Here is a 20243-nt window from a genome sequence, read left to right as displayed (position 1 = left end):
CAGGATCCCTTTAGGACGCGGGCCCGTCCTTGCGGTTGCTTCGGCGTAGGGAAAGCAAGCCACCAATCGAGGCCAAGACCAAGCAGGCCATCGCGAATACGGTGAGCCACAACGCTTCACCGGCGATGCCGACCAGGACTGAGATCGCACTGACCAGGCCGATTGCGGCTCCGATGCCAAGCAAAACCCACCAGAAGGCGAAAGAACGCGTCAGTCGGTTCATACTCGGATGGTCGCACGCCGTGGGTGCGGCGGCAATCGCACCACACCGTGTTCGATACGGGATCCCCCTGCGGGCGGCGCGAGGACGATGGACGCACGCGTGCCGTTCGGCGCGAGCTATGCCTCGAGCCGGCTTCGGACCACCGCTACGTCATGATTACGATCGCGAACGATTCGGTCGCGCCGCACGTCGAACTCGCTTTTGTGGACTACCGCAAGTCGAAGTCCGTGAGCGGGAATCAGTTCCGCCTTGCGCTGGTCATAGAGCCTCCGCTGCTCCCCGCGAGGACTGCTGGACACCGTCACTCGCCGATCGAAGATGGGGACCGCCTCGGTGTGCTGCTTCTCCTGGAACTCCACAGTCAGCGCGTTCGCCGGCCGGCAACCATCGACAGGTAGTCGGGCTGAACGCCCCAATGAAGGCGACACGTCACCACGGGCCAATCGAACCCTGCTCTCCGGAGCCCGGTCGTCCCGAGGCTTTCATCGCATCGGTCAAGCACGTAGTGTTCGTCGCTCTCGGCCTCTTCGCCACCATGTCACCGAGCAAACGCGACGTAGATGGAAGCTCGCTCGCTCGGCCGAGGTGTGTCGACTTACCGCTGCCAGGAACGCCTGTCACGACCAGTGCACCGGCCACACCATTCCGGGCGCCCGGGATCAGCGCATGCGGGCGGCCGAGTTCCCTCCACGCGGCCCAGAAATGGTGAGGACTGTATGTCGATGCGCTCAACGTAGAGCACCCGGTCCACTCCGGCACCGCCAACAACTCTCGCCGCGTCGCCATTCAAGAACGCAATAGGTGGCGAATCACTCGATCAACATGGCTTAGCTGTCTTTCGCAGTCCCAAGTAACTTGCGAAAAGTCTCAACAAGCTTGCTGATTCACAGAAACCTTTTCGCGAATCGATGCTTGACAGATCCGCGCGCGCATGGTTGGTTAGTTAGTGAAGTAATGAACCCACCAAGGTTCGCACACCGGATGCCACGCCGGCGACGTCGGCACCAGGCATCCGGAACCCCGAGCACGAGCACCGAACGAAAGGGGCGGTATGGACGAATCGCGTCCGATCTTCATCCAGATCGCCGAACAGGTCGAGAACGACATCATCGACGGCGCACTGCCGGAAGGCAGCCAGATCCCGTCGACGAACGAGTTCGCGGCGTTCTACCGCATCAATCCGGCAACCGCACTGAAGGGAGTGACCCGCCTTGTCGACGACGGCATCGTGGTCAAGCGAAGGGGCATCGGCATGTTCGTGACCGACGGCGCCCGGGACCGTCTCATCGAACGGCGGCGGGCCGACTTCGCAGCCCAGTACCTCAAGCCCCTCATCGTCGAAGCCGAGAAACTCGGCATCGGCGTCGACGAACTCGCGGCACTGCTCCGCGCGCAGACCACCTCCGAAAGGATCCCCTCATGACCCGCACCGTCGTCCGTGCGAGCGGACTCACCAAGCAGTACGGCACCTTCACCGCCCTCGACCGCGTCGACTTCACGCTGGAGGAGAACCGCATCTACGGCCTCCTCGGCCGCAACGGGGCCGGCAAGACGACCATCATGCAGCTGCTCACCGGCCAGCTCTTCCCCAACGGCGGGGAGCTGGAGGTGTTCGGCCGGACGCCGGCCGAGCACGCCGAGGTCCTGCGGCAGATGGCGTTCATCGCGGAGTCGCAGCGCTACCCCGAGGACTTCATGCCCGCGCACGTCTTCAAGACCGCGCCGTGGTTCTTCGAGAACTGGGACGCCGAGTTCGCCGAGCAGCTCATCGCAGACTTCCGCCTCCCGGTGAAGCGCCGCATCAAGAAGCTCTCGCGCGGACAGTTGAGCGCCGTCGGCGTCATCGTCGGCCTCGCGAGCCGTGCGCCGCTGACGTTCTTCGACGAGCCGTACCTCGGCCTCGACGCGGTCGCCCGGCACATCTTCTACGACCGCCTGCTCGAGGACTACGCGGAGAACCCGCGCACGATCGTGCTCTCGACGCACCTGATCGACGAGGTCGCGAACCTCCTCGAGCACGTGATCCTGATCGACCAGGGCCGGATCCTGCTCGACCGCGACGCCGACGAGGTCCGCGGCAGCGCGACCACCGTGGCCGGAGCGGCGAGCGTCGTCGACGGGTTCGTCGCCGACCGGCCCGTCATCGGGCGCCAGGTGCTCGGCGGCCTCGCCTCGGTCACCATCGACGGCCGGCTCGACCAGGCCGAACGCGTCAAGGCGGCCGAACTCGGCCTCGAGCTCGCCCCCGTCTCGCTCCAGCAGCTCATCGTCCACCTCACCGGCACCGACCTCGCCGGCTCCGCAGATCAGGAGGCCGCAGCATGACCGCCATCACCGCCACCGTCGCCGACGCCGAAGCGACCACGAGTCGATTCCGCGCGCACGACCTCTGGCGCATCATCCGGCTCCAGGCCGTCAACCCGTACGTGTTCTTCGGCGTGCCGTGGCTGATCCTCGGCACGGCATGGCTCATCTCGATCATCATCGGGCTCATCATCGTCGGCGCCGGCGGCCCGCAGGAGGAGATGGCGAAGGGCATGCGGTACAGCTGGGCGGTGCTCTCGCCCCAGTGGTACCTCGTCGTGGTCGGCGTGCAGGCGATCACGTACACCTTCCCGTTCGCCCTCGGGTTCGGGGCGACCCGCCGGGACTACTGGCTGGGCACCTCGCTCATGTTCCTGCTCGTCTCCGCCGAGATGGCGGTCGCGATCGCGACGCTCGTGCAGCTCGAGCAGCTCACGAACGGCTGGTGGATCGGCATCTCGATGTTCGACGCGCTCTGGTACGGGCAGCAGGGTTGGCTCTTCGACTTCTACTCGACGTTCGCCCTGCAGTTGCTCGTGCTGTTCATCGGCGCGGCGGTCGCGACGATCTACATGCGGTGGCGCATGAAGGGCTCGCTGAGCTTCTTCATCGGGCTGGCCGCCCTGCTGCTCGGCGCGATCGCGCTCTTCAGCTTCACCGAGACCTGGCCGGCGGTGTTCCAGTGGTTCGGCGCCATCGGGCTCACGGGCACGTTCACGCTCGTCCTCGGGATCGCCGCCGGGTTCGCGCTGACCGGCTACCTCGTGATCCGCAGGGCGACGGTGAGGTGATCGCCGCCGGTGCGACTCGCACCGGTGCATGAGACCGCGGCGCGGCATCCGTTGGGGGACGGGATGCCGCGCCGCACTCGTGCGCCCGGCCCGAACTACGTGGAACCGCGTACGACCCCTGCGGGATCCCCGGACGACCGCGCGATGGGGCGTCCGTAGCGTGTCGCCTGGAGCGGCGGCCACGTCGCGGAAGGGTGGCGAAGATGCGCACGACGACGAGGGCCCGGACGACGAGGCGGCGGCGCGGGCCGACGCTGGCGGTGGCGATGGCCGTCGCGACGGGCCTGGCGATGCTCGGGATCGCGGGCCCCGCGTTCGCGCACGGCTGGATCGGCGGGTCGGGGTCCGACCTGATCGCCAGGCAGGCCATGCCGGGCAACAGCGACATCGGACTCGTCAAGTGGGAGCCGCAGAGCCTCGAGGCGACCGGCGGGTTCCCCGAGACCGGCCCGGCCGACGGGAAGATCGCGTCGGCCGGCATCGCGCAGTTCTCCGAGCTCGACGTGCAGTCCGCGACGCGGTGGGCGAAGAACGAGGTGAGCCCGGGTCCCCACCGGTTCGGCTGGACCTACACGGCGCCGCATCGCACCGCGGAGTGGCGGTACTTCATCACGAAGCGCGGGTGGGATCCGAACCGGCCGCTCGAGCGCTCGTCGTTCGAACTGCTCCAGGTCGTCGCGCACGACCACAGCGCCGCGAACACGAACCCGGTGCACACCATCACGATCCCCGGCGACCGGAGCGGGTACCACATCGTGCTCGCCGTGTGGGAGGTCTACGACACCCCGAACGCCTTCTACAACGTGGTCGACCTGGACATCTCGGGCGGGCCGTCGACCCCCGACACGACCGCGCCGACCGCGCCGTCGGCCGTGCACAGCATGGCGACCACGGCGTCGAGCGTCGAGCTGATGTGGGATGCCTCGACCGACGACGTCGGGGTCACCGGATACCGCGTGGAGCGCGCGACCGGCTCCGGCGCGTTCGCGCAGCTGAAGGCCGTGCCCGGCACGTCGACGCTCGACACCGGCCTCGCAGCGTCGACGACGTACCGGTACCGCGTCGCGGCACTGGATGCCGCGGGCAACGCGTCGGCATGGAGCCCGGTGTTCCAGGTCACGACCGGCAGCGCGGACCTGCCCGACACGAGTTCGCCGACCGTGCCGGCCGACCTGCACAGCATGTCGACGACCGCTTCGGGCGTCGAGCTCATGTGGTCGCCCGCGATGGACGACCGCGACGTCGTCGCCTACCGGGTCGAGCGCGCGACGGGTTCGGGCGCGTTCGGGCAGGTCGCGCAGGTCGCCGTCGCCCGCCACGTCGATACGGGCCTGAGCGCCGCGACCGCGTACCGGTACCGGGTCGCCGCGGTGGATGCCGCGGGCAACGTCTCCGCGTGGAGCGCCGTGTTCTCGGTGACGACGGCGAACGGCGGCGGGACCGGTTCCCCGCCGGCCTGGAACCCGAGCGCGGCCTACGCCAAGGGCGATCGGGTGAGCCACGGCGGCGCCGTCTACGAGGCGGTGCAGGCGCACCAGGGCGTGGGCGACCCCTCGTGGATCTCGGCGCGTTCACTGTGGGCACCGGTGGGGTGAGCCGCGATGGCGTCGCGGGCGCACGTCAGCCTTCGGAATGACGGAACGCCGCGAACGTCAGCCGCCCGGGCGACGCGTCCGCCCGCGGCGCCGACGAGGCTCGGAGCATGGGTACCTTCGTGCTCGAGGCCACCGGCCTCGTCAAGACCTTCGGCCAGGCCCACGCGCTCGCCGGTGTCGACCTCGCGGTCCGCACCGGCGAGGCGGTGGCGATCATGGGGTCGTCCGGCTCCGGCAAGACGACGCTGCTGCACTGCCTCGCGGGCATCATCGCCCCGGACTCCGGGAGCGTGGTGTTCCGCTCGGGTGCGGGCGGCGTCGACGTCACCGGCCTGGGCGAGGGCGAGCGCTCGCGATTGCGTCGCGAGGCGTTCGGCTTCGTCTTCCAGGAGGGACTGCTGATCCCGGAGCTCACGGCATCCGAGAACGTCGCGCTCGCCCTGATGCTCAACGGGATGCCCCGCCCGCGGGCCGAGGAGCACGCCCGCGGCTGGCTCGCCGCGCTCGGGCTGGCCGGCTTCGAACAGCGTCGCATCGGCCAGCTGTCGGGCGGGCAGGCGCAGCGGGTCGCGATCGCCCGGGCGCAGGTGACCGGGGCATCCGTGGTCTTCGCCGACGAGCCGACCGGTGCGCTCGACTCGGCCACCTCCGCCGAGGTGATGACCGCGCTCCTGCATTCTACCGTCGGCCAGGGTCGCACGCTCGTGCTGGTGACCCACGACGCGGGCGTCGCGGAGCGGTGCGGACGCATGGTCGAGATGCGCGACGGCCGGATCATCGGCGAGCGGGCGGGGGCGTCCGCTCCGGCGCCGTCTGCTCCGACGTCGGCCGCGCCCGCGGCGACCGTTCCGGCGACGCCCGCCCCCGAGGCCGGCGCATGATCGCGCGGATCGCCTGGCTGCTCGCGCGCCCGGGTCGCTCGGGTGCCGCGACCCTCGTCCTGCCGATCGTCGCGTTCGCGATCGTCACCGCGTTGCTCCTCACCGTGCTGGGTGGGGCGCAGTCGTTCTGGACCTGGACCGACGACACGGCCTTCACGTACCAGCTCCTCGCGGTCGTGGCGCTCGTGCTGCTCGTCGTGCCCCTCGGCTCGCTCGGTGGTGCGGCGGCGCGCCTCTCCGCGCGACGGCGCGACGATCGCCTCGCGACGCTCAGGCTCCTCGGCGCGACCCCGGCGACCGTGTCGGCGCTCGCCGTGATCGAGGCCGCCGCGCTCGCCGCATCGGGCGCGCTCGTCGGCGTGGCCGGGTACTTCGCGCTCGTCCCGGCGATCGGGCTGATCCCGTTCCGCGGCGAGCCGCTGGGCGCGGCCGGGGCGCTGCTGGGGTGGCCGGCGCTCGTCGGGGTGCCCGTCGGCGTGGTCGCACTCGCGGTCGTCAGCGCCGTGGTCGGGCTGCGCGGCGTGGCGATCTCGCCGCTCGGCGTGCGCACGAAGCAGGAGGCGCCGCGCATCCACTGGATCCGGTTCGCGATCGGCGCCGTCGTCGTGGTGGTCGGGTTCGCGCTCATGAGCGCGCTGCAGGTCGCCGGGTCGACGCTGCTGATCGCCGGGTTCTTCGTCGCCGCGTTCGGCGGAACCCTCGCCGTGCTGAACCTCGTCGGCCCGTGGGTGATCCGGCTGGTCGCGACGGGGCAGGCTCGGCGAGCCCGGACCCCGGCCAAGCTGATCGCGGCCCGGTTCGTGCTGGAGTCGCCGAAGGCTGCGTGGCGGCAGGTGTCGGGCGTCGCGATGACGAGCTTCATGGCGGTGTTCGCGGGCACCGGCGTCGCGCTGATGGAAGCCGCGGGCACGGCGGGCGACGCGGAGGCCGCGCAGCTGATCGCCGACATCCGCACGGGCATCCTGATCACCGTCGTGGGGTCGTTCCTGATGGTCGCCTGCTCGGTGGGCGTCAACCAGGCGGCGGGGGTGCTCGACCGGGCCGACCTGTACCGCTCGCTCGGGATGCTGGGGATGCCGCTGTCGACGATGGATGCCGCGCGGCGACGCGCCGTGATGTCGCCGCTGCTGCTCACGGCGATCGGTTCGGCCGCGTGCGCCGTGGTCGTGGTGCTCCCGCTCGCCGGCCTCGCGCTGATCTTCGCGCCGCTGTCGCACCTCGTGATCGCGGCGGTGCTCGTCGCCGGGATCGGCATCGTGCGTGCCGGGCTGGCGGCGACCCGGCCGGTGTTGCAACGCGTCGCTGTGGTCTGAGGGCGCTGTCGTCGAGGTGCACTGTCGCCTAGGGTCGAAGGCATGAGTGCCATCGACGACCGCGACGCGGCGATGTCGGAGCTGCTGGGCATCCGCTCCAGCATCGACAACATCGACGCCGCCCTGATCCACCTGCTCGCCGAGCGCTTCAAGTTCACGCAGCAGGTCGGTCGGCTGAAGGCCGTGCACGGGCTCCCGCCGAGCGATCCCGACCGTGAGCAGCGGCAGATCCAGCGGTTGCGCTCGCTCGCCGAGGACGCGCACCTCGACCCGGCGTTCGCCGAGAAGTGGTTCAACTTCGTGGTCGCCGAGGTGATCCAGCACCACGAGGAGCTGGCAGGAAACGCCGCGGCCGCCGACGACACCTCCGCACGGTGAGCTGGTATCCGGCGCCGCTGCCCGACCTGACCGGCCGCTGCTACGCCGTCACCGGAGCGAACTCGGGCCTCGGGTTCTTCACCGCGGCGCGGCTCGTGGGCGCCGGTGCGCGGGTCGTGATGACGGGGCGGAGCCCCGAGCGACTGGATGCCGCGGCCTCCGTGATCCGCGAGCGCGTGGCCGCAGGCGCCTCGCTCGGCGAGGTCGGCGGCTCGGTCGAGACCCTCGTGATGGACCAGTCCTCGCTCGAGTCGGTCGCGGAGGGCGCGGCGCGGCTCGCATCCGGCGCCGCGACCGATGGTGCACCGCTCGACGGGCTCGTGCTCAACGCCGGCGTCGTGCACACGCCGAGGCGCCGCGAGGTGAGCGTCGACGGGCATGAGCTGGTGCTCGCGACGAACGTGCTCGGGCACTTCGCGCTGCTGGGGCACCTGCTGGGCGACGACGGCCGCGACACCTCCGTCGTCGCCGACGATGCGCGCATCGTGACGCTCGGGTCGCTGTCGACGCTGCTCACCACGTTCCGCGTCGACGACCTCGAACTCGAGCGCGGCTACGACTTCTGGCGGGCGTACGCGCAGTCGAAGATCGCGTCGGCGTCGATCGCGTTCGAGCTCGATCGGCAGCTGCGTGCGTCGGGCTCGTCGATCCTGAGCCTCGTCGCCCACCCCGGCTATGCGATCTCGGGGCGGAGCCCGTTCGTGCCCGGGGTGAACGAGCCGTCGCGCGGCTCGCGCTTCGCCGACGAGCTGCAGGGGCTGTGGGCGCAGGGCAAGCACCGCGGCGCCGAACCGATCCTGCACGCGCTCACGGCCGTCGGCGTCGAGGGCGGGCAGTTCTGGGGACCGAGCGGTCTGACGAAGGGCCGGCCGACGCTGCAGCATCCGGCGAGGGTCTGTACCGATCCGGCGATCGCGGCCCCGGTGTGGGCGTTCGCCGAGGCGGCGACCGGCGTGGACGTGGCGATCTGAGATGAGCGTCGTGCGGCGATGGTGGCGGACCCCTCGCGTGCGTCGCGCCGTCGCACGTGCGGTCGTCGTCATCGGCGTCGTGATCGTCATCCTCGCCATCGCCACCGCGCGATGGGGGTGGCTGTTCGCCGGGATCGTGATCGTCGGACTGGGTGCGGCGGCGGGGCCGACGCGCATCCGGGGCGACCGCTGACCCCGCCCGGCTAGCCCAACTCGGCGACCTACGCAAGTCTTGACCCCCGTTCGGGGGGCATGGAAGGATCGCGCCCATCATCCGTCCACGAGGCGGATCCGTCCAGGAGATGGGAATCCCATGAAGACACGCACGATGCGACGCGCCGCCGGCATGGCCGGCGCCTGCGCGGCCGCACTGGTCGTCACGACGCTGGCCGCCACCCCGGTCAGCGCGACGACCCAGGACGAAGCAGGGGCGCTCGAGTACGTCGTCCTCTTCACCGAGGGCACGTCGGAGGCCGACGCGGCGGCCGCGGTCGAGGCAGCCGGCGGCACCGTCGTCAGCCAGAACACCGATGTCGGCGTCGCCACCGTGACCGCGCCCGACGCCGCATTCGCGGAGGCTGCGGCCGCGCAGGGCGTCATCGAGGGCACCGCGCAGAACCGGATCATCGCCGACGTTCCCGAGCTGCGCAAGGCCAACGGCGAAGCGCTCAAGGAAGACCAGGCAGAGGCCGACCTCAAGGCCGACGCCGACGCCACCGCGGCGACCGAGGCCGGCGCGAACGGCCGCGGCAAGGGCCACTCCCCGGCGGCCGATCCGCTCGCACCGCTGCAGTGGGACATGGAGGCGATCAGCGCGACCGCCGACGGCTCGTACAAGGTCGAGCAGGGCGACGGCGTCGTCGTCGGCATCCTCGACACCGGCGTCGACGGGTCGCACCCCGACATCGCCCCCAACTTCGACGCTGAGAAGAGCCGCAACTTCACCGTCGACATCCCGCTCGACGCGAACGGCGCGGTCGTCGACGGCCTCTGCGAGGAGGACCCCGACGGATCCTGCGAGGACCCGGCCGATGTCGACGAGAACGGCCACGGCACCCACGTGGCCTCCACGATCGCCTCGCCGCTCAACGGGCTCGGCATCGGCGGCGTCGCCCCCGAGGCGACGATCGTCAACCTCCGCGCCGGCCAGGACTCGGGCTACTTCTTCCTCCAGCCCTCGGTCGACGCGCTGACCTACGCCGGCAAGCAGGGCGTCGACGTCGTCAACATGAGCTACTACGTCGACCCGTGGCTGTTCAACTGCGCGAGCCACCCGGCGGACTCGCCCGAGGACCAGCAGGAGCAGCAGACGATCGTGAAGGCGATGCAGCGTGCGCTCGACTTCGCCCGCATCCGCGGCGTCACCCTCGTCGCAGCCGCCGGCAACGGGGCATCCGACTACACGAAGGTGCTGTCCGACGCGTCGAGCCCGGACTTCGCCGACGTCCCCGGTGAGGTGGCGTACGCGCGAGACCTGCTCGACCCGGCCTCGTGCGTCTCGATGCCCTCCGAGGGTCGCGGCGTGATCTCGGTGTCGAGCACCGGTCCGAGCGACCGCAAGTCGTACTACTCGAACTACGGCAACGGCTACGTCGACGTCGCGGCGCCCGGCGGTGACACCTACGACACCGCCGACGGCACGCGCGACTACGGCGCAGGTATCCTCGCGGCCTACCCGACGGTGGTCGCCGAGGCCGAGGGCGCGATCGACGAGAACGGCGACGTGGTCGTGCCGTGGGCGCTGGAGAGTTGCGACGCGAACGGCGAGAACTGCGCGTACTACCAGTACCTGCAGGGCACGTCGATGGCCTCGCCGCACGCGGCGGGCGTCTCGGCGCTGATCGTCGGCAAGTACGGTGTCCGCGACTTCATCCGCGGCGGCACGTACCTGCCGCCGGCACTCACGCAGGCCCGCCTTGAGCAGAGCGCGGTCGACACGGCCTGCCCGGTCCCCGCGGACTTCACCTACACCCGCACGCTGCCGACCGGCCAGGTCGTGACCTCCACGCACACGTGCGAGGGCTCGACCGGGTCGAACGGCTTCTTCGGCAAGGGCATCGTGAACGCCCTCAAGGCGGTCGGCCGCTGACCGGGACACCAGCGCGCTGATCCGTCGGGGTCGGTTCCTCCGGGAACCGGCCCCGTCGCCGTGCCGGTAGGCGATGATGGATCGATGATCAGCCGCCAGCTCGCCGTCGAGCTGAAGGCCGCCGGGCTCACGTGGCATCCCGAGTCGGGGGACCGGTTCCAGCTCGACCTACCCGACGACGTCGAGCTCGAGGTGGAGGCCGATGTCTACACCGTCAGCGAGATGACGATCGAGTCGCATCGCACGCCGACCGGCACGATCCTCGGATTCAACGGCACCACCGAGTGGGCGCTCGACTCGCTGACGCTCGGCGACGCGGTCTGGCTCCCCCGCGAGGACCAGCTCCGCGACCTGCTGCGCAACACGTTCCGCGCGCTCCGCCGGGTCGGCGACACGCACGAGGTCGAGATCGAGATCGCGGGCGCGCGCATGCGGTTCGAGCACCCGGACGCCGCCGAGGCCTACGGCCTCGCGCTGCTCGAGCTGATCGGCAGGTCGCGATGACGGATGCCCCGGGCACGGATTCCCCGGGCGGCGCCGAGCCGTCGGATGCCGCGATCGCGCGCGCCCGCGAACTGCTCGCCGATGCCGCGTCCGCGCTGCGGGAGGCATCCGCTCGTCAGGAGTTCCTCGCCGAGTACGTGCCGGAGCGACGCGTGCTCGGCATCCCGAGAGCGGCCCGCATGGCGGCGACGGGGCGGGTGTGGCGGCTCGGAGCGCTCGTCGTCGACGAGGCCGGTGTCGCGTACACGACCGGTCGGGTGGTGCGCGCCGAGCGGCCCGCGCGGAAGAGCATCACCGCCGAGTCCGTCGCGGAGCAGCGCGCCCTGCAGGCTGCAGCGGTCAAGGGCGGGATCCCCGAGGGGGCGACCGTCGTGTTCGACGCGCCGGAGATCGACCTCGACGCGCTCGGTCGGCAGGAGGTCGGTCTCGAGGTCGCATCCGGGCCGCTGGTGCTGCGCGACGGCGTCGTTCACGTGCGCTGGAGTCCGTCGATGCCCGACGCGCTCATGCCGCTCGACGCGTACCTGCGCGACCGGGTCGACCTGCTCGTGCACCCTCCCCAGGGTGCGTAGCCGCGTCGATCCCGGCAATGGCCGGGCAGGTAGGCTTCCGGGGTGAACTCGAAGCTCTCCTGGCCGCCCCTGCTCTCCGCCCGCTCCATGTTCTGGATCGGCCTCGCGCTGATCGCGGTGTGGCTGCTGGTGCAGGTGCTGTCGGCGATGATCTCGTTCGCGATGGCGAACATCCCGTGGGTGCACGGGGTGCCGGCCGGCTTCCCGTTCTTCAGCACCATCGGCGAACTCGCCCTCGTGCTCGGCGCGATGCTCGTCGGTGCGGGCCTCGTCACGCGTCACCTGGAGCGCCCGGCCGCCTGAGAACCGGGGCGCCCGTGCGCATGATGGCTTGAAGCGGGTGATGCCGCAACCCGTTGCCGTGGGGCGCCCGGGCGCGGTGGACTTCTCGCAACCCCGCCGAGGAGGCTCGATATCCCATGGACAGCACCACAGTCATCTGGATCGTGATCGCCGTCGTCGTCGTGCTGGCGATCATCGCGGTCGTCGTCGCCCTGAACTCGCGACGTGCGCGCGCAGCCCGCGAGGCGCAGCAGCGTCGACGCGCCGAGGAGGTCAGGTCGGAAGCGCAGCGGACCCAGGAGCGGGCCGCCGAGCACGAGGTCGCCGCCGCTCAGGCATCCGCCGCCGCCGCGCAGGCGCAGGCCGACGCTCGCGCGGCGCAGGTCGAGGCGGACCGGCTCGCGAGAGCCGGCGCCGAGCGGCAGGAGGAGGCCGCGTCGCTGCGCTCCGAGACCGAGGAGCAGCTCCGCAAGGCGGACAAGCTCGACCCCGACGTGAACGCGGATCGACGCGCCGTCGCAGACGATCGCCGACGTCCCGGCGACCCCGACTCCGACCCCGACCGCGATGGTGAGCCGGACGTCGCACGCCGCGGCCCGGAGCGGAACCAGGACGACCGACCGATCGACGACCGCCCGATCGACGACCGCCCGATCGACGACCGTGCGACCCGACGCGCTGCAGACGACCCCCGCAGCGGCGATCGCCCCCGCACCTGAGCGTCATCCGGAGGACCGGCGTCAGTCGATCGCGCTCTCCTGCACGCGCTCCGGGAGCAGCGAGACCGGATCCTCGTGCTGGAGCTCGGCCGCCCGCTCGACCTCGTACGGATCGGGGGCGGCGTGGGCGGTGGCCGCAGGCCCGGCGGACTCGTCGGCCGTGACCGCACGCGTCGCGACCTGGAACCCCTCGTCGCGCAGCCGCTCACGGGCCTCGTGCTCGACGAGCACCGGCACGAAGTCCTGGATCGGGTTGCCCTCGAGTCGGTCGTGCTCCTCGCCGACGATGCGCTCGATCTCGGTCCGGTTCGCATCGGGGAAGTGATCCTGCAGTCGCACGACCACCTGGTCGAAGAGCTGTTCCTGGTCGATGCCCGTCTCGTTGCCCATCGCCCCAGTCTCCGCCTCGGGGTGTCGGCCCGCTGTCCCCCGCAGGGTGACCATCAGGTGAACGCGCCGAGCGGGCACCGCTGCACTCGGGTACACTCGACGACCGTGTCCTGCATGGAATTCGCGATGATCATTCGGCCCCGCACCGCCTGAGGCGGAGCGTCCGGCCCACTTCCGCGACCCCTCCGCCTCGGCCCCGACCCATGGCCGGTGCGCGTTCGGCGTGCCCGGCTGCCAGGTTTCTCGCCAGCGGAGCAGCAGTGCGCACCCATCGAACACGTCCATCGTCCACGCCCGACCACCGTCGCCATCAACTCCGACCGCAGGTCGGCGGCCGGCATGAACTCGGGCAGAACTTCCTCGTCGACCGCAGGGTGATCTCCCGCGTGGTCGACCTCGTCCGGTCCGCCCCCGGTCCCGTCGTCGAGATCGGCGCCGGCGGCGGCGCCCTCACGAGACCCCTCGCCGCGCTCGGGCGCCCGTTGACCGCGGTCGAGCTCGATCCGCGCCGCGTCGCGCACCTCAGGAGCGACCTCGGCGAGTCGGTGCGGGTCGTCCGGGCCGACGCGCTCGCGTGGCGGCATCCGGAAGCCCCGCACGTCGTCGTCTCGAACGTGCCCTTCCACCTGACCACCGCGATCCTGCGGAAGCTCCTCGGCGAGCGTTCCTGGACCGACGCCGTGCTGCTCACGCAGTGGGAGGCCGCCCGTCGTCGCTGCGGCGTCGGCGGGACGAGCCTGCTCACCGTGCAGTGGACGCCCTGGTACGAGTTCGCCCTCGACCGGCGGGTGCCGGCGTCGGCGTTCCGCCCTTCGCCGTCGGTGGACGGTGGGCTGTTCACCGTGCACCGCCGTGCGACGCCGCTCGTGCCCGATCGCGAACGGACCGCCTACCAGCGCTGGGCCGCGGAGGTGTTCGGCGGGCGGGGGAGCGGGCTCGCGCAGGTGCTCGCGCGCACGGGGCATCCGATGCCGACCGCGCGGGCCCGGCGCTGGCTCGCCGCGCGCGGCATCGCGGGCGACGCGGTGCCGAAGCGGCTCAGCCCCGAAGACTGGGGCGCGCTCTGGCGAGAGGTGCGGCGGTGACGCGGTGCGGAGCGTCAGCGCGGGCGCATCAGGTCGCGGTCGACGCCGGGCCGGATGCCTCGCCGAGCGGAGCGTCGTTCGGGTCGTGCCCGCCGAACCCGTACGCCGTGATGGGCGGGAGGTCGCCCGCGGCGAACCGCTCGAGCACCCACCGCTCGTGGTGCACGACCAACTCCGGCAGGTCGTCGAGGTCGAACCAGCGCAGGTCGTCGGCCTTCGTCTCGCGCAGGTGCGGCGTGCCGCTCCACGAGCGTGTGCAGAAGAAGAAGTCGACCCGTTGCTCGACGGCCGCCGATGTCGGGCCGGTGCGGTGCATCGCCGTGAGCGGGGCGAGGTCGGCCGGCGCGATGACGACGCCGATCTCCTCGTCGGCCTCGCGGACGGTGCCGTCCACGACGGACTCGCCCGCGTCGACGTGTCCGGCGGCCGATGCGCCCCACCATCCGTCGTAGTACCCGGTGCCCGCTCGTCGCTGCAGCAGCACCCTGCGGTCGTCGAAGAGGAACACGTACCCGGCGGGGATCACCGAGAACCGGCCGTGGGCCGACGCGTACTCGTCGGAGTAGGACTGGCGTGGCATCCGTTCAGTCTCGCACCGATGCGCAGGCGCACCCGCGCCAGCCCACCCGCGCCAGCCCACCCGCGCCAGCCCACCCGCCCGCCGGCCAGCCCATCTGCCTGCGCGCCTTCCACTCGAAATGTTCAGGAGAAGTGCGAAGATGGCGGCGCCACGGGTGCCGTCGGCACGCATCTCCTGAATTTCTGCGGTTGGGCGCGACGGGAGCAGGCCGCAGGCGCGCCCTGGATCAGTACCCGAGCACCGGGCCGAACGCGTCGGCGAGCGGGGCACGGTTCACGCCGCGGAGCTCGTCGATCGAGACGGTGAACGCGTCCTGCACCTCGAGTGCGCCCGACTCCGCGTCGGTGACGCCGATGCGGCGCACGGGGTAGCCTCGACCCTCGCAGAGTCCGCGGAACTTCACGTCGTCCTCGCGCGGCACGGTCACGATGACGCGGCCTGACGACTCCGAGAAGAGCGCGGTCGCGAGGTCGATGCCGGCGTCCTGCGTGACCTCGCCGAGGAACACTCGCGCGCCGATGCCGAAGCGCGACACCGCCTCGCCGAGCGCGATCGCGAGACCGCCGTCGCTGAGATCGTGCGCCGAGTCGATGAGGCCCTCGAGCGAGGCGGCCCGCAGCAGTTCGGCCAGGCGCTGTTCGGCGCCCAGGTCGACGGCCGGCGGGCGTCCGCCGAGGTGGCCGTGCACGACGCCGGCCCAGGCCGACCCGTCGAGCTCGGCCGCGGTGTCGCCCAGCAGGTAGATGTTGTGGCCCTCGTCCTGCCACCCCGACGGGATGCGCCGCGCGACGTCGTCGATCACGCCGAGCACGGCGATGACGGGCGTCGGGTGGATCGGCACGTCACCGGTCTGGTTGTAGAACGAGACGTTGCCGCCCGTCACGGGGATGCCGAGCTCGAGGCATCCGTCGCTCAGCCCCTCGATCGTCTCGGAGAACTGCCACATGACCTCGGGGTTCTCGGGCGAGCCGAAGTTGAGGCAGTCGCTGACGCCCATCGGCACGGCGCCGGTGACGGCGACGTTGCGGTAGGCCTCGGCCAGGGCGAGCTTCGCACCCTGGCGCGGGTCGAGCTGCGAGTAGCGGCCGTTCGCGTCGGTCGCGACGGCGACGCCGAGGCCCGACTCCTCGTCGACGCGCACCATGCCGGCGTCGTCGGGGTAGCTGAGCGCGGTGTTGCCGAGCACGTACTTGTCGTACTGGTTCGTGACCCACGCGGCATCCGCCTGGTTCGCCGAGCCGACGAGCTGCAGGAACTGCTCGCGGAGCTCGTCGGCCGTCTGCGGCCGGGCGAGCGTCGCGGCCGTGTCGGCCTGCAGTGCGTCCTGGAACGAGGGATACGCGACGGGGCGCTCGTAGACCGGGCCGTCGACCGCGACGGTACGGGGGTCGACGTTGACGATCTCCTGGCCGTGCCACGAGATCGAGAGGCGGCCGGTGTCGGTGACCTCGCCGAGCACGCTGGTCTCGACGTCCCACTTCTTGACGACCTCGAGGAAGCCGTCGAGCTTCTCGGGGCGCACGATCGCCATCATGCGCTCCTGGCTCTCGCTCATGAGGATCTCCTCGGGCGTGAGCGTGGGGTCGCGCAGCAGCACGTCGTCGAGCACGATCGACATGCCGCCGTCGCCGTTCGACGCGAGCTCGCTGGTCGCGCACGAGATGCCGGCGGCCCCCAGGTCTTGGATGCCCTCGACCAGGTCGCCCCGGAAGAGCTCGAGGCAGCACTCGATGAGCACCTTCTCGGCGAACGGGTCGCCGACCTGCACCGCGGGGCGCTTGGTCGGGCCGCCCTCGGCGAACGTGTCGGACGCGAGGATGGAGGCGCCGCCGATGCCGTCGCCGCCGGTGCGGGCGCCGAACAGCACGACCTTGTTGCCCTGGCCCTTCGCGTTCGCGAGGTGCAGGTCTTCGTGGCGCAGCACGCCGACCGCGAGCGCGTTGACGAGCGGGTTCGCCTGGTACACCGGGTCGAACCAGGTCTCGCCGCCGATGTTCGGCAGCCCGAGGCAGTTGCCGTAGAAGCTGATGCCCGAGACCACGCCGTGCACGACGCGCGCGGTGTCGGGGTGGTCGATCGCGCCGAAGCGCAGCGCGTCCATGACGGCGACCGGGCGTGCGCCCATCGAGATGATGTCGCGGACGATGCCGCCGACGCCGGTCGCGGCGCCCTGGAACGGCTCGATGTAGCTCGGGTGGTTGTGCGACTCGATCTTGAAGGTGACGGCCCAGCCCTCGCCGATGTCGAGCACGCCGGCGTTCTCGCCCATGCCCACCATCAGGTGCTGCTTCATCTCGGGCGTGACCTTCTTGCCGAACTGGCGCAGGTAGATCTTCGACGACTTGTAGGAGCAGTGCTCGCTCCACATGACCGAGTACATCGCGAGCTCGGCGCTCGTCGGGCGACGGCCGAGGATGTTGCGGATGCGCTCGTACTCGTCGGGCTTGAGGCCGAGCGCCGCGTACGGCTGCTCCTTCTCGGGCGTGGCGGCGGCGACCTCGACGGTGTCGAGCACGGGCCCTGCGGGGGCCTCGTCGTGGGCAGCGGTCGTGGCGGTGGATTCGGTGGTCACGAGTGGCGAGCTCCAGGAAGGGCGGTACGGATGCCGCGGGCGGATGCCTGACCCGAGAAGTCTACCCGCGGTGGCGGCCGGACCTTCGCTCTGCCAAGCTGCGCGCGTGCGGGCGCGAATCGGAGGGACGACGTGCGGGGCGGCGGTCGTGCTGCTGCTGGTGCTGCTGGGAGGATGCGTCTCCGGCGGTGAGGTCGGCGGCGAACCCGGCGGCGGTCGCGCCGATGGCCCCGGCACGGCGCAGCCCTCGGAGGCGCCGGTGCTCATGCTCGCCGATGCCGACCCCGACGGCGAACTGCGCGACGAACTGCTCGCCATGCTCGAACGCGACCAGGCGGGACGCACGGGCGGGGTCGACGAGGAGGGCGACGCCGCGCGCACCGAGCGACTCGGCGAGATCATCGACACGTTCGGCTGGCCGACCGCCTCGGCCGTCGGCGAGGAGGCGGCGACCGCTGCGTGGGCCATCGCGCAGCATTCCGACCTCGACCCCGCGTTCCAGGAGCGCGCGCTCGGACTGCTCGAGATCGCCGTGGCTGAGGGAGAGGGATCGCCCGGCGACCTCGCGTACCTCACCGATCGGGTCGCGGCCGGCGCCGGAGATCCGCAGACGTACGGAACCCAGATCGGATGCTCACCCCAGGGCGCCGCACCGTCGGTTCCGATCGTCGACGAGGCGAACGTCGACGCGCGCCGGGCCGAGGCCGGGCTGCCGCCGCTGGCGGACTACCTCGCCGAACTCGACGCCGTCTGCGCCGAGGAGGCGACGGGCTGAGCCCGTCCGGGAGTCAGGCGGTCACGCCTTGTCGCCGCCGGGCGGGCCGATGACCAGCAGTGCGGTGAAGACCGCGGCGATGCCGACCGCGGCGATCACGGTCAGCAGCACGGGCCGGGCGAGGAACCAGCGCAGCATCCGGTTCACGACGCCGCCGTCGGCCGGGTGGTCGGATGCCTCGCGCCGCCACTCGCCGTCGAGTCGTCCGCGGCGGTGCATGACGATCTCGAACGGGATCGTCGCGTACGGGATCACGGCGGTGACCACGCCGAGCGCGATCGTGCCGACGGTCCAGCGCTGGTTGACGCCGACGAGCAGCACGGTGAATGCGTAGGCGAGGAAGACGAAGCCGTGGATGCCGCCGCCGATCGTGACCGCGAGGCCGAGGCCGGCGGCGTACTTCAGCACCATCGCCGTGATCAGGATCGTCCAGGTGATCGCCTCGGCGATCGCGAGCGTGCGGAACAGGCGCAGCGGTGACACGGGTGGGCTCCTGGGGTCGGTGCGGGGCGGGGCGGTGCCGGGCGGGGTGCCGGGCGGGATGCCCCTCATCCTCGCCGATCTCGCTGAGGGTCCGCATCAGGTGCACGCGGTAGCCTGTCGCGGTGAACGCCCCCGCCGTCGACGACCTCGCACCCGACGCCCGCTCCCTCGTCGAGTCCCGCCTCGCGGTGATCCCCGACTTCCCCGAGCCGGGCATCGTGTTCCGCGACCTCACGCCGGTGTTCGCCGACCCCGAGGCGTTCCATGCGCTCGCCGAGTCGTTGACCGAGCCGTTCGCGGGCCGCTTCGACGTGCTCGCCGGCCTCGAAGCGCGCGGGTTCCTGTTGGCCGCGGCGGCCTCGGCGCTGTGCGGAGCGGGCGTGCTCACGGTGCGCAAGGCGGGCAAGCTGCCGCGCGCGGTGCTTCGCGAGGAGTACGCGCTCGAGTACGGCACGGCCGCGCTCGAGGTGCACGAGGGCGAGTTGCCGCCCGGCACCCGCGTGCTCGTCGTGGACGACGTGCTCGCGACGGGCGGTACGGTCGGGGCATCCGCTCGGCTGATCCGCCGCGCCGGGTGGGAGGTCGCCGGCGTCTCGGTCGCGATCGAGCTCGACGGTCTCGGCGGGCGCGAAGCGCTCGCGAGCGAGTTCCCGGGCCTCGAGGTCCGCACGCTGCTGACGTACTGAGCGACCTGACGCTGACGTCCTGACGTCGTGAAGTCCTGACGCTGACGTACTGACGTCTGCGCCGCCGAGGCGGGCCCGACCGGTCTCGGCGCACCTCCGGTGCGCCCCGCGCCGCCGGCCGGCACGGGTGGCCCGTAACGCGGAATTTACGCGTCCACGCGTCCTCCGAAACATCCAGACCATTGAATATCGGCCAAGTAGTGCTTTCTAAATCACACTTCTGGCCGTAGCATCCCTCATACTTCGGATTATCGGTCAATGGAGATCGGAGCAGCATCCATGTCGTCCACCATCGTCGTCGCCGCCAGCGGCGAACTCACCGCAGTCGCCTTCCACCCCGTCATGTGGGCGATGGTCGTCGGCGTCTTCGGCGTGATCATCCTGCAGTCGGTGATCTACCTGCGGGCCATCCGCCGGTCGGCCACCGCGGCCGAACTCAGCCAGGGCGAGGTCACGCAGGCCGTGAAGACCGGAGCCGTCGCCGCGATCGGCCCGTCGCTCGCGGTCGCGCTCGTCGCGCTGTCGCTGCTGCCGTTGTTCGGAACGCCCGCCGTGCTCACCCGCGTGGGCCTCGTCGGATCCGCGACCTACGACGTCGCGTCCGCAGGGATCGCCGCGGCAACGCAGGGGGCATCGCTGGGCGGTGAGACCTACACGCCGAAGGTGTTCGCGATCGCGTTCGCCGCGATGACCATGGGCGGCCTCGTGTGGATGCTGACCGCCCTCATCCTGACGCCCATCCTCAGCAAGGGCGGCTCCGCGATCCGGAAGATGCCCAAGGTCAACCCCAAGGTGCTCGCCGCGGTGCCGATGGTGATCCTGCCCCTCGCGTTCGTCTTCCTCATCGTCAGCGAGCTCGGCAAGTCGCCGTTCAACGGCATCGTCCTCCTCGTCAGCGCTGTCGTCGGCACGCTCTGCGCGCTCGCCGCGAAGTTCTGGAACCTGCAGTGGCTCCGCGAATGGGGGCTCGGCATCTCGATCTTCGCGTCGCTGATCGTCGGCTACCTCATCTCGACCGCGCTCTGAACCGAACCCGACCAGAAGACCAAG

General features: G+C 71.2%; 22 protein-coding genes and 1 pseudogene. 18 read left to right on the top strand and 5 right to left on the bottom strand.

The features are described 5' to 3' along the window. Positions 1-10: 10 nt before the first annotated feature. On the bottom strand, positions 11-223 hold the full coding sequence (locus ELQ40_RS16805) for a hypothetical protein (protein ID WP_127794518.1): 213 nt from the start codon (positions 221-223) through the stop codon (positions 11-13). A gap of 1051 nt (positions 224-1274) precedes the next feature. On the opposite strand from ELQ40_RS16805, the gene ELQ40_RS16795 reads away from it, so the two are divergent. The 14 genes from ELQ40_RS16795 to ELQ40_RS16730 all read left to right on the top strand — a co-directional run bounded on the left by ELQ40_RS16795 (position 1275) and on the right by ELQ40_RS16730 (position 12622). After that, the gene (locus ELQ40_RS16795) at positions 1275-1646 is read left to right on the top strand and encodes a GntR family transcriptional regulator (protein WP_127794718.1); all 372 of its coding nucleotides are present in this window, start codon (positions 1275-1277) and stop codon (positions 1644-1646) included. Next, positions 1643-2548, top strand: a complete 906-nt coding sequence (locus ELQ40_RS16790; protein WP_127794717.1) for an ABC transporter ATP-binding protein — start codon at positions 1643-1645, stop codon at positions 2546-2548. Before ELQ40_RS16795 ends, ELQ40_RS16790 begins: the two co-directional genes overlap by 4 nt. Beyond that, positions 2545-3318, top strand: a complete 774-nt coding sequence (locus ELQ40_RS16785) for a hypothetical protein (protein WP_127794716.1) — start codon at positions 2545-2547, stop codon at positions 3316-3318. The genes ELQ40_RS16790 and ELQ40_RS16785 overlap by 4 nt, the downstream gene beginning before the upstream one ends. 203 nt (positions 3319-3521) lie before the next feature. Further along, on the top strand, positions 3522-4913 hold the full coding sequence (locus tag ELQ40_RS16780; RefSeq protein ID WP_240665842.1) for a lytic polysaccharide monooxygenase: 1392 nt from the start codon (positions 3522-3524) through the stop codon (positions 4911-4913). A 107-nt stretch (positions 4914-5020) separates the two neighbouring features. Beyond that, positions 5021-5794 carry an ABC transporter ATP-binding protein gene (locus ELQ40_RS16775; RefSeq protein WP_127794715.1) on the top strand — a complete coding sequence of 258 codons (774 nt, stop codon included), beginning with the start codon at positions 5021-5023 and terminating at the stop codon, positions 5792-5794. Beyond that, positions 5791-7107 (top strand): permease, encoded by a 1317-nt coding sequence (locus ELQ40_RS16770; RefSeq protein ID WP_127794714.1) that lies wholly within the window; start codon positions 5791-5793, stop codon positions 7105-7107. The genes ELQ40_RS16775 and ELQ40_RS16770 overlap by 4 nt, the downstream gene beginning before the upstream one ends. Before the next feature lie 42 nt (positions 7108-7149). Then, positions 7150-7485, top strand: coding sequence for a chorismate mutase (locus ELQ40_RS16765; protein WP_127794713.1), 336 nt, complete (start codon positions 7150-7152; stop codon positions 7483-7485). Continuing rightward, positions 7482-8456: an SDR family NAD(P)-dependent oxidoreductase gene (locus ELQ40_RS16760; RefSeq protein WP_127794712.1), complete on the top strand. Its 975-nt coding sequence runs from the start codon at positions 7482-7484 to the stop codon at positions 8454-8456. Before ELQ40_RS16765 ends, ELQ40_RS16760 begins: the two co-directional genes overlap by 4 nt. Before the next feature lies 1 nt (position 8457). Next, positions 8458-8649, top strand: a complete 192-nt coding sequence (locus ELQ40_RS16755) for a hypothetical protein (RefSeq protein ID WP_127794711.1) — start codon at positions 8458-8460, stop codon at positions 8647-8649. A gap of 120 nt (positions 8650-8769) precedes the next feature. Further along, positions 8770-10545, top strand: coding sequence for a S8 family serine peptidase (locus tag ELQ40_RS16750; RefSeq protein ID WP_205649370.1), 1776 nt, complete (start codon positions 8770-8772; stop codon positions 10543-10545). Positions 10546-10629: 84 nt separating this feature from the next. After that, complete coding sequence (locus ELQ40_RS16745) at positions 10630-11049, top strand: pilus assembly protein CpaE (RefSeq protein WP_127794710.1); 420 nt, start codon at positions 10630-10632, stop codon at positions 11047-11049. Next, entirely contained in the window at positions 11046-11621 is a 576-nt protein-coding gene (locus ELQ40_RS16740; protein WP_127794709.1) for a hypothetical protein, read from the top strand. Before ELQ40_RS16745 ends, ELQ40_RS16740 begins: the two co-directional genes overlap by 4 nt. 42 nt (positions 11622-11663) lie before the next feature. After that, positions 11664-11924 (top strand): hypothetical protein, encoded by a 261-nt coding sequence (locus ELQ40_RS16735; protein WP_127794708.1) that lies wholly within the window; start codon positions 11664-11666, stop codon positions 11922-11924. A gap of 116 nt (positions 11925-12040) precedes the next feature. Next, entirely contained in the window at positions 12041-12622 is a 582-nt protein-coding gene (locus ELQ40_RS16730; RefSeq protein WP_127794707.1) for a hypothetical protein, read from the top strand. A gap of 21 nt (positions 12623-12643) precedes the next feature. On the opposite strand, the gene ELQ40_RS18975 is transcribed toward ELQ40_RS16730, so the two are convergent. Continuing rightward, positions 12644-13012: a three-helix bundle dimerization domain-containing protein gene (locus ELQ40_RS18975; RefSeq protein WP_205649369.1), complete on the bottom strand. Its 369-nt coding sequence runs from the start codon at positions 13010-13012 to the stop codon at positions 12644-12646. A gap of 332 nt (positions 13013-13344) precedes the next feature. Here ELQ40_RS18975 and erm point away from each other — a divergent pair. After that, a pseudogene (gene erm / locus ELQ40_RS16720) lies at positions 13345-14097 on the top strand (23S ribosomal RNA methyltransferase Erm); the annotation flags it as partial. A gap of 28 nt (positions 14098-14125) precedes the next feature. On the opposite strand, the gene ELQ40_RS16715 reads toward erm, so the two are convergent. Both ELQ40_RS16715 and purL read right to left on the bottom strand, forming a co-directional pair. After that, a complete protein-coding gene (locus tag ELQ40_RS16715) occupies positions 14126-14677 on the bottom strand; it encodes an NUDIX domain-containing protein (protein ID WP_127794705.1) in 552 nt (183 codons plus the stop codon). 226 nt (positions 14678-14903) lie between these two features. After that, on the bottom strand, positions 14904-17249 hold the full coding sequence (gene purL / locus ELQ40_RS16710; protein WP_127794704.1) for a phosphoribosylformylglycinamidine synthase subunit PurL: 2346 nt from the start codon (positions 17247-17249) through the stop codon (positions 14904-14906). A 106-nt stretch (positions 17250-17355) separates the two neighbouring features. Between purL and ELQ40_RS16705 the strand changes: the two genes are divergently transcribed. After that, entirely contained in the window at positions 17356-18024 is a 669-nt protein-coding gene (locus tag ELQ40_RS16705; RefSeq protein WP_127794703.1) for a DUF6624 domain-containing protein, read from the top strand. A 21-nt stretch (positions 18025-18045) separates the two neighbouring features. Here the strand turns inward: ELQ40_RS16705 and ELQ40_RS16700 are convergent, their stop codons facing one another. After that, positions 18046-18507 (bottom strand): DUF3817 domain-containing protein, encoded by a 462-nt coding sequence (locus ELQ40_RS16700; protein WP_240665840.1) that lies wholly within the window; start codon positions 18505-18507, stop codon positions 18046-18048. Positions 18508-18629: 122 nt separating this feature from the next. Between ELQ40_RS16700 and ELQ40_RS16695 the strand changes: the two genes are divergently transcribed. Together ELQ40_RS16695 and ELQ40_RS16690 are read left to right on the top strand one after the other, a co-directional pair. Further along, the gene (locus ELQ40_RS16695) at positions 18630-19193 is read left to right on the top strand and encodes an adenine phosphoribosyltransferase (protein ID WP_127794701.1); all 564 of its coding nucleotides are present in this window, start codon (positions 18630-18632) and stop codon (positions 19191-19193) included. Between the two features lie 279 nt (positions 19194-19472). After that, positions 19473-20219 carry a DUF5058 family protein gene (locus tag ELQ40_RS16690; RefSeq protein ID WP_127794700.1) on the top strand — a complete coding sequence of 249 codons (747 nt, stop codon included), beginning with the start codon at positions 19473-19475 and terminating at the stop codon, positions 20217-20219. Positions 20220-20243 lie beyond the last annotated feature (24 nt).

Source organism: Agromyces sp. LHK192 (genome assembly GCF_004006235.1).
Lineage (GTDB): Bacteria > Actinomycetota > Actinomycetes > Actinomycetales > Microbacteriaceae > Agromyces.
This window is presented reverse-complemented; position numbering and strand designations above follow the sequence as displayed.